This is a genomic window from Mesorhizobium sp. A623, assembly GCF_054489405.1.
Genome location: NZ_JBTMXB010000070.1, coordinates 1 through 8,611, shown reverse-complemented (window position 1 = coordinate 8,611; position 8,611 = coordinate 1). Strand labels below are relative to the sequence as shown.

Annotated in this window: 7 protein-coding genes and 1 pseudogene; 7 read left to right on the top strand and 1 reads right to left on the bottom strand. The window is 59.8% G+C overall.

What is annotated here, in order from left to right:
- The first annotated feature begins 986 nt into the window (after nucleotides 1-986).
- Both ACX3P1_RS27285 and ACX3P1_RS27280 read left to right on the top strand, forming a co-directional pair.
- The gene (locus ACX3P1_RS27285; protein ID WP_459082823.1) at nucleotides 987-1,223 is read left to right on the top strand and encodes a DUF7249 family protein; all 237 of its coding nucleotides are present in this window, start codon (nucleotides 987-989) and stop codon (nucleotides 1,221-1,223) included.
- Between the two features lie 63 nt (nucleotides 1,224-1,286).
- Nucleotides 1,287-1,805 (top strand): annotated as a pseudogene (locus tag ACX3P1_RS27280) (recombinase family protein); the annotation flags it as partial.
- A gap of 65 nt (nucleotides 1,806-1,870) precedes the next feature.
- On the opposite strand, the gene ACX3P1_RS27275 reads toward ACX3P1_RS27280, so the two are convergent.
- Nucleotides 1,871-2,146 carry a helix-turn-helix domain-containing protein gene (locus ACX3P1_RS27275; protein WP_459082821.1) on the bottom strand — a complete coding sequence of 92 codons (276 nt, stop codon included), beginning with the start codon at nucleotides 2,144-2,146 and terminating at the stop codon, nucleotides 1,871-1,873.
- 192 nt (nucleotides 2,147-2,338) lie between these two features.
- Here ACX3P1_RS27275 and ACX3P1_RS27270 point away from each other — a divergent pair, with 192 nt between their 5' ends.
- The 5 genes from ACX3P1_RS27270 (at nucleotide 2,339) to ACX3P1_RS27250 (ending at nucleotide 8,204) form a co-directional block, all read left to right on the top strand.
- Complete coding sequence (locus ACX3P1_RS27270) at nucleotides 2,339-2,680, top strand: DUF6634 family protein (RefSeq protein ID WP_459082819.1); 342 nt, start codon at nucleotides 2,339-2,341, stop codon at nucleotides 2,678-2,680.
- A gap of 111 nt (nucleotides 2,681-2,791) precedes the next feature.
- Nucleotides 2,792-4,237, top strand: coding sequence for an AAA family ATPase (locus tag ACX3P1_RS27265; protein WP_459082817.1), 1,446 nt, complete (start codon nucleotides 2,792-2,794; stop codon nucleotides 4,235-4,237).
- A 22-nt stretch (nucleotides 4,238-4,259) separates the two neighbouring features.
- Nucleotides 4,260-5,048 carry a hypothetical protein gene (locus ACX3P1_RS27260; RefSeq protein ID WP_459082815.1) on the top strand — a complete coding sequence of 263 codons (789 nt, stop codon included), beginning with the start codon at nucleotides 4,260-4,262 and terminating at the stop codon, nucleotides 5,046-5,048.
- A gap of 37 nt (nucleotides 5,049-5,085) precedes the next feature.
- A complete protein-coding gene (locus tag ACX3P1_RS27255) occupies nucleotides 5,086-7,272 on the top strand; it encodes an AAA family ATPase (RefSeq protein WP_459082813.1) in 2,187 nt (728 codons plus the stop codon).
- Between the two features lie 173 nt (nucleotides 7,273-7,445).
- Complete coding sequence (locus ACX3P1_RS27250; RefSeq protein ID WP_459082811.1) at nucleotides 7,446-8,204, top strand: metallophosphoesterase; 759 nt, start codon at nucleotides 7,446-7,448, stop codon at nucleotides 8,202-8,204.
- Nucleotides 8,205-8,611 lie beyond the last annotated feature (407 nt).

Sequence of the window (8,611 nt, the reverse complement as noted above, 5' to 3'; positions counted from 1 at the left end):
CGAACTCGTTGAGAAATACGGCTCCGGGTGGACTTTCCAGCGAAAACCTCACCTTCGCGACGATAGCGTCGACGGCCGCGAAGACACCTGACCGTCGGGCTCATTGTAAACCGCGTTTGCCATCCACCTTTGAGTTCTCCAATTACTCGGTTAAACGCCGTTTGGGGATGAATCTCACGATGACTCGCATCGTGGTGTAGGGGTGATGTTCGCGATGTCGTTCCACGATCTCGACTTCGCACTTGGCCGATAGAGAAGCGCGGGCCGCTTTATTACGTCGCTTCGAATAGCCTGCGATCTGCCGAAGAAGGATCGATTGCGATCAGTGAGGCCAAACAAACGCGTTCTTGTTCAGTTTCTGGTGAATCCTGACGCGCTTGCAGGGAAAAAGTTTGGACGCTGAATTCATGACGCCTCTCAGATGATCCAGTCGGGTCGGCGACGGTTGATGGTCCAGACACTCTTGGCAGACGCAACCAAATGACCCCCAATGAAACATCTGGCGGTTGTTCGAGCTGCCGCCTCGGTCGGGTACAGGTGATCGTCGAGGCGCGCCGTTCGGGCGAATAATGATCCAGCCGCTTGTGACGTGGATCATCCCGGCCGCGATCTGTTCGGCTGGCGAGGATCGGCCGCCATCCAGCTTGACGGCTCCCTGAATGGTCAACTCTGCTTCCATGGCCGGGATGATGCGACTTCATTGCGCGTCCGTGGGAACCTTCTTCAACAGCCTGCTAGAGGCGCTGCTGTTAGGCGCTGTCGAAGTCGAGGTGACGGAGGGCAATCGAACGAAGAGATAACGAATAACGCGTAAGTAGCACCGGCAGGATGGCCTCGTGTCGGCTTTTTGCATCATTGGCGGGGTTCGAACGAAGAATCACTGCCGACGGCATCGACTGATACGCGGTCGACGATTTTGAAGTAGACCGCCAAGGGCCTGCGAGAAATCTTTAGCTGGTAAGACGAACCGAGAAGGAGAGTAACGGATGAGCTACAACGGCTGGAAGAATTACGAGACTTGGAACGTAGCTCTCTGGGTACGTGGCGAGCGAGGTTTGTACCTCGCCATGCGGGAACGCAGAGACCTAAACCATTTCAAAGCTGAGACCGCCGAAGCGTTCTGCCGGGAGCTGTTCCCCAAAGGCCCACCCGACATGGGCCAGCCCAGCGACATGGATTTGGTGGACTGGGAGGAGATAGCTGCTGGCTTCAACGCGGATTAGCGTGACGGCGAAGTGACCCGCTTGGTGAACTTGGATCGCTCGACGAGCATAATATGCCGCGTTAAGGCCAAGGTCGGCGCCGTGTTGTGCCTGGATGCATCCAGATCGCCGCGCACCGTGTCATCGACCACGACGGCGTGTACAATCCCTGTCAGCCTAATGATCGCCTGCTCTTGGGCAAGAAGGGTAGTATCAGCGAGTTCGAACTGGGCGTACTCAGGACGCGGATGCTAGACGCCGCCAGGTCGAAGGCACGCCGCGGCGAACTGCGCTTGTCAGTCCCGTTCGGTTACATCTGGCATCGCGAAGCTGGGCTCGGGTTTGACCCAGACTTACGCCTGCAGAAGGTAATCCGGCTCATCTTCGCGCGCTTCGGAGAACTGGGCAGCGCGCGCCAGGTATTGTTGTCGATGACGGCTGGTCATATCCACTTCCCTCGGCCGTCTGACGAGAGCCCCCATGACCAACTTCGTCTGGTTGCCGATCCGCTACCGCAATGTGATCGCCGTTCTCAAAAACCCCTTCTACGCAGGTGTTTACGTTTACGGCAAAAGCGAGAAACGGACATCCATTGTCAGCGGCCTGGAATGCACCTGATGTGACGATGCGTGCATGTCAGCAAATGCTCAGGGCGTTGATCGCTGACATCATCGTCGATGTCGACGATGATGTGCGAGAGCGTGTGAGATCAACGACAACGGAACTCGCAGCCCCGGTCCTTTACCGTCTTCGCTGGGTGTGAACTCCACCCCTTTTTCTTCGAGGGCAGCCTGGACGCTTTGCAGCGTTCTCACGGCGACGCGCTCATTTTTTTCGATACGCAGGATCGTTCGTTTCCCTACGCCCGAAATTTTGGAAAGTTCGGACTGGGTAAGGCCGATAGCGGCTCTGCCAGCTCTGAGTATTTCGTTTGGGACGATCATGTCGGATTTCTGCGCGCTAAATTGTTGACACATTCCAGCACATCCTGACGATCGCAACAAATTTGCACTTGTGACGCCGGCTTGTGGCCGGCTAGACGCCGTTACGGCGACGCCGTATTGCTAACCCATCGATTTAGCGAATCACAGGATCCGATTGCCTTGGATCCCTTGGTCGGCGCCGGAGCTTTGCCCATGCTGTTGTTTACCCAAAATGCCAAACCCGATGCAGTGTTCACATTTGAGATGGAACGTGCGAAATCGCTTGCTGTCGACATGGAACGTATTCATCGCGGCGTTTCTCCGGAGGCAGTAGCCGGCGGTGACAGTCCAATTCTTGATCGCTGGTGCCTCGGAAGCAGGGTGGTGCCTTGCCTGATGGGTTTTTCGACTGGGCATCCGACATTGACCGGCCAGAACAGGCTGATCACGACGTCGGACGTTTGGCTGATGTCCGAAGACATGGGCTGGGCCAGGACGCTGTCACGCTGGTATCGCCTGGGGCGCCCCAGCGACTTTTCTGACCTTGATTCATAGGACCAGGTGGTCGTGGCGAAGATGAAAGACGCTGACCGCCATTTCGAGCGGCGGATGAAGGCGGCAAGGATTGGCCTGCATCTGCCGAGCGAGGAAGAACTGCTCCGCGGCATGGCTTTCTTCGACGACGAGATCCGCAGCGACATCCGTGAGTATGCCAGCCGTCTGACACGGCGCCTTAAAAAGCGTGAGCGTGAAGAACTCGTGCCATTCATCAGTTGCATTGAGGATCTGGCGGTCGAGCAGAGCGAGGAAAGCATCAAGGCCGTGGCAACAGTTCTGGATAGCACGATCCCCGTGAAAGGAATTCCAGTCGAGGCCTGTCGACTGCGCAGCCAGTTTTATCTCGCCGCTTTCGGCGATCCGGCAGCCGCCGGCACGATCGCGGGTGAGATCGCGACGTTGGCCCTGCATGACATCCAGCATGGCGACAACCGCCGAATGCTGTGGCGCGCACTGTCATGGAGTGTGCTCGCACGAACACAGCGTGAGGTCCAAAGGGGCGACTTCTTTCAAGCGTCGCGATATTCGATGCTTCGGATGCGGCGCGGCTATGAACGGGAATTTGAAGCGGCAATCCTGCGCTCGACACCGGACGAGCCGGCCGCGAAAGCGAAGACAGATGCGCCGGACGATGAATACGACGAAGATTCGCTTGCGGCAGGAGATGAGAAAGCGGACATTGCCAATGCCGCCGATTGTATTGTTGTCATCCCTTCCATCGGCAATGACAGCACGTCGGAGGGAAAGCGCGTCTCTCTCGAATACAATAAATATGTGCGGTGGCGCTTGCCGCTAGCGCCGGTGCCTGACCTGGCTACCGTGCGTATGACACTGCTGTCGGAGTTCCCCTATGCCGTATCGGTGATCGACAGCATCCTGTGGGGACTGGTCGGCCGTAAATACGTCCATATGCGCCCGACCATTCTTGTCGGACCACCGGGATGCGGCAAGACGCGCCTGGCCAGGCGGCTGTTCGAGGAACTGGCCGTTCCCCACGAGTTGATCTCATGCGGCGGTTTGAGCGACAGCGCTATCGGCGGCACACCTCGACGATGGTCGTCGGGAGAGCCCAGTCTTCCGGTTATGGCGGTGTGTCGCCACGTAAATGCCGGGCCCGCCATCATTCTCGACGAGATCGAGAAAATCGGCACCGGCCGCCACAATGGCAATGTTCATGACGTCCTGATCGGCCTGCTTGAACCCCAGACCTCATCACGCTGGTCGGATCCTTACATCGAGGCCAGTTGTGATCTCTCCCATGTGGTTTGGCTGATGACCGCCAATGAAACGTTGGGCATTCCGGCGGTTCTGCGCGATCGATGCCGAATCCTGTCATTTCCGGTTCCGGGAGCCGATCAGCTTCCATTCCTTGCACCTGGCATTCTCGAGCGGCTCTACACCGAGACGGGACACGATCGGCGCTGGGCGGCGCCGCTGCAGGATTTTGAACTCGAGGCATTGCGAAGGAATTGGGCCGGCGGCTCGATCCGCAAGCTGGAGCGGTTCGTCGAAGCTTTGGTCGAGGCGCGCGAGCGCAATCGCCCGCGACAATGATCGATGGAGGAAAGGAACGGAGATGACCAAGTCCAGACGCAACCCAGCCAGGCCAAATCGGCGCGCACGTGGCAAGTCCGTACGACTGAGCCGCAGAGACGGGAGAACGGAGGCACCAATACCTGCGGTCGAACCCGGTATTCCGGTCAACGAGCCAGCGGAGTCGCCCGCCATTGAGCGCCTTTGCGATGATCTCCAGATCGTACGCTCGCTGGAACTCGAACACCGCATGGCCGTCCATGAAGCCGGCCATGCCGTGGCGCGTCTTCATCTGGATATCGGAACCATCGTAAAAATCACCATCGAAGCGCCGGAAGGCGGCTATGTCGCCGGCACGATGCCGGGGCCGGGTGAGCAAACCGAGGAGATGCTGACCGGCGTCCTCATCGCGGGGCTCGCCGGGCGTGCGGCGGAAGAGGTCATCGTCGGCTCGGTCGTTGCCGGGTCAGGTTCCGAGGGAAGTGACCTGGCATCCGCCACCGCACTGGCCTGCGAGATGGAAACCACCATGGGCTTTTCCAGGCGATGGCCGCTGTTGCATCGGAAAGTTGAAGACCGGGGAGCGATCTTCGCGGTGGACCATGATCTTGCGGAGCGCGTGCATGCCAGACTGGCGAGCGCCTCGGTCGTCGCGCGCAAGATGGCCGTGGAGCACGAGACGACGATCGACTTCCTCGGCGACATCTTGATGACGCGAAAGACCCTGGAGGGAGAAGAACTCGAAGCGGTGCTGGAACAGGTCAGGCATCGGCTGGGCAGCGCCCCCGTGTCAATAAATGCCCACAGCCATAGCGCGCGCCGGGGTGCGTAATCGGCTCCCCATTCCCAAACTCCTATCGGAGGACAGCATGTCCCTTGTGCAGCATGAGATGGCGGACGCCGCAATCGGCATCGTCAAGACCGACCTTCTGGCGCGGGCCTATCTCGATATCCTCGCCCGTGACGACGGCGTTCATGCCAAATCGATGCTCCGTGCGGGATCGGGCGACCCGTCCGATCCTGTCGAAATCCTCCTCGACGATCTAATGGACACGCCGATCGAAGAACGCGTCTCGATCCGGCCGGACCTCGCAGCCGTGGCCGTGTTGACCGCCCGCGCCATCGAAGCCGAGCCCGGGCTGACACGGATCCTGCGCAGAGGCGCTCCCGTTGTCAGTATCGCCACGCATACGCCGGACCGCGTCGAGTCGGTGAAGAAAGTGATCGAGGTCTGTGCGCTTCCGGCGGAGTTTTCCATCGCGACCGGCAACCGCTTCTCGAAGCCTGGGCGGGACGAAGCGCTGATCGTCGCGCGCGACGGCACCGAGAAGGACCATAAGCCCGATTCCGGTAATGACGCGATCGCCGAGGCACTGCATGCGCGCGCCACCGTCATCGGCATCGCGCCTGAACCGCGCAGGCAACTGCCGCGCGACCTGATGCGCTCGGCCGAATATCATCTTGTCTTGCCGGAGATCGACGACAGTGCCCTGTCGCTGGTCATCGAGGCGGTGACGGGCAAGCGCCCGAAGCGTTCTCTGGATGTCGCGGCAATCCGCCTGCTCGACATTGCAGACCTGGTGCTGGCGCTGAGGCCCGACCGCACTCCGGAAGACTGCATCGTCAGGCTGGAAGACCTGATCGAACGCAAGAGCGAGTTCCATTCCGACGGTCCGGCGCTGGAAGACCTCGACGGCTATGGCGAGGCAAAGGATTGGGGCCTCGAACTGGCCGCCGATTTTGCCGATTACAAGGCGGGCCGGATCAGTTGGGATGAGGTAGACAACCGGGGGCTTCTGTTGTCAGGGCCGCCCGGCGTCGGCAAGACCAGCTATGCAAGGGCGCTCGCCAAATCCGCGCGCGTGCCGCTGGTGGCGACCAGCGTCGCCGACTGGAACTCGGCAAGCTATCTGTCGGGTACCTTGCAGGCGATCAAGGACGTCTTTGCCCGCGCGCGAAAGCTGTCACCGTCAATTCTGTTCATCGACGAACTCGACGGCATCTCCGATCGGGCCAGGCTGAGCGGCGACTACGTCGAATACTGGTCGCAGATCGTCAATCTGTTTCTGGAATTGTTGCAGGGGATCGAGGATCGGCCGGGTGTCGTGGTCATCGGTGCGACCAATCATCCGGATGCGATCGATCCGGCCGTCAAGCGGGCGGGACGGCTTGATCACGAGATTGCGATCGAAAAGCCCGATGCCAAAACCCTTGCCAGGATTTTCCGTCATCATCTTGGCGAGCAATTGCCCGATATCGACCTGATGCCGGTGGCGCTTGCCGCGCGCGGTGCGACTGGTGCCGACGTCGAGGCCTATGTCAGAAGGGCTCGCGGTGCTGCCCGGCGCGGCCGCCACTTACTGCAACTCGATGATCTTTTGGCCGAGGTGCGCTCCCGGCGCGATCCGCCGTCGGCGGAAGACCGTCGCCGTCTTGCCGTGCACGAGGCGGGCCATGCCGTTGCCGCCACGATGCTGGGCGGCATGGACGTGGCCGGGGTCACCATCGGCGATCATGACGGTTTTACCGAGATCGTCTCGATTCGCGGCAGTGTATCGCCGGAACGCTGCCAAGAGATCCTGATCATGCTGTTGGCTGGCCGCGCGGCGGAAGAACTGGTGTGCGGCAATCCCTCTGCGGGAGCGGGCGGTCGGCGCGGCTCCGACCTGTCGCGGGCGACGGAGCTTGCCAAGGACATGGAATTGAGGCTCGGCTTCGGCGATCTCGGTCCGGTGTTCTTGGCCGAAGGGATCGACGACCCGCTGGCCACCATGCCGGACCTTTTTGCCAGCGTTCGCAGGCGTCTCGACAGTGCGATGTCGGATGCGGCGGAACTGCTGGCAAGAAACCGGGTCGCACTCGACGAGGTTGCCGACAGGCTTTCGACATCCGGCTACCTGTCCGCCACCGAAATTGCCGAGATTGTCGGGCAGGTGGTCCAGCCAGGGAGTGGCGGCGGCCTGCCCAGGGATTCCGAGGCCATATTGGGAGTTTCGCCAAAGATCGTACGTGCGCATGTCGAAACAAAAACTCGCCGACGGAAATGCCGACGATAACGGCGGCGCCGAAGAACCGGAAATTGGAGCCGGCTCCGTCGACGCCGGGCAGTACAACAGCGAATGGTCCGGTTGACCGCCGAGAATTGGACAAATCGAAAGCGTCAGGCCGCGCAGGGTTGCGAATCCTCAACGGAAGCGCGCGTTCGTCCTCCAACGAAGGATTCGATCCCATGAAAATCTGGTTGTTCTCCGATATTCATCTTGAATATGCCGACCTGCGGCAGCCGTTCGTCATTCCGGATGCCGATGTTTGCGTTATCGCAGGCGATCTGTGCCGAGCCGTTGCAAATGGCGTCCACTGGCTCAGCGAAAACATCGCCCATGCGATGCCGTGCGTTTACGTCGCCGGCAACCATGAGTTCTACAAAGGGGCGATCCGCGAAGGACTCGAAGACGGTCATGCCGCCGCCGCCCAGTTCCCGAATGTGCACTTCCTGGAGAACCAATCTGTCGTCATCGACGGCGTCCGCTTTCTCGGCGCGACGCTCTGGACCGATTATCGCATCGAGGGGCACCCGAAGCTGGCGATGTTTAACGCCCGCGAACGGATGAACGATCATAAGCAGATCGCATTACGAAGGAATCCATGGCAACGCTTCGTGCCCGAGATGGCGTACCGGATGCATCAGGATTCACGCCACTTCATCGACACCGCCGTGAAATCCGAGCCTGTAAAGACCGTCGTCGTCACCCATCATCTACCACATGCGAAATCCATCCCGCCACGGTTCAAGGGCGATCTGCTAAATGCGGCGTATGCCAGCGATCTGTCTGATGCAATCGAGGTCGGACGTCCCGCGTTATGGGTCCACGGTCATACCCATGACAGTTGCGACTATCACGTCCGAAGCACGCGCATCGTTTGCAATCCAAGCGGTTACGATGGCGAGAACCCATCCTTCGATCCGGCGCTTGTCGTCTCTACGTAATCGATAAGATCAGGGCGATATAGGACAGGCTCCGACGCCGAAAGCGCCTCAGCTCACACGCTACTGCCCGGAGGGTATTTTAGCAGCCGGCCTTAAACATTGTGCGAAACTAACGAGATGGTTTCCACGAGACCGTCCTCTTTCGCTTCGAGAGCACGACAATGCGCCAAAGCTCCCCGGAACCGGCTCGCTGAGGCATTCCAGCTCCATTCCTTTTGGCCATCTGCAATACTTTCGTTCCACGCTGCTCGCAAAAGCTGCCGCCCATCGGCAAGCCTGCACCGGATGCATGACGGGCCTCCGAAAACCTTCAGGCGCCTCCGCGGTGGGGCTTGAATCAACGATTTCACTTGAAAAAGAGCCCAAGCAACTCGAGTCGGCTTGTGGAGAGGGTGAGCCAATGTGCC